Origin of the sequence: Pantoea sp. SIMBA_079 (assembly GCF_046940275.1) — a bacterium.
GTDB lineage: Bacteria > Pseudomonadota > Gammaproteobacteria > Enterobacterales > Enterobacteriaceae > Pantoea > Pantoea borealis.
In genome coordinates this window covers 1-282 of sequence record NZ_JAWRYR010000185.1, presented here as the reverse complement: position 1 = coordinate 282, position 282 = coordinate 1, and the positions used below count along the sequence as shown (strand labels likewise).

The 282-nt window shown below is 50.7% G+C and carries 1 pseudogene; it reads left to right on the top strand.

Going from position 1 to position 282, the window contains the following annotated elements:
• Positions 1-282, top strand: a pseudogene (locus tag SB719_RS19640) (hypothetical protein); the annotation flags it as partial.

Sequence of the window (282 nt, the reverse complement as noted above, 5' to 3'; positions counted from 1 at the left end):
CGCATGAACGAAGCGGGCAAGCTTATCACCAGCCTGACCCCCAACGTTTCCCCAGATCACACAGAGATTCTCTCGAAACTAGCCAAATGGTCCCCGCCACTGTCCAGGCGATATGCGGACATCGCCAAGAAAAAAGCCGCCAATTGCAGCTACGGTGAAATTCGCAGCTATTTCACGCTGACCTTGCTACTTTTAAACAGTGACTTGATCATTCTTGACGAGCCAACGGCTGGCGTAGACCCTGAATTTCGACAGTATATATGGCTCGGTATTAAAAGCGCG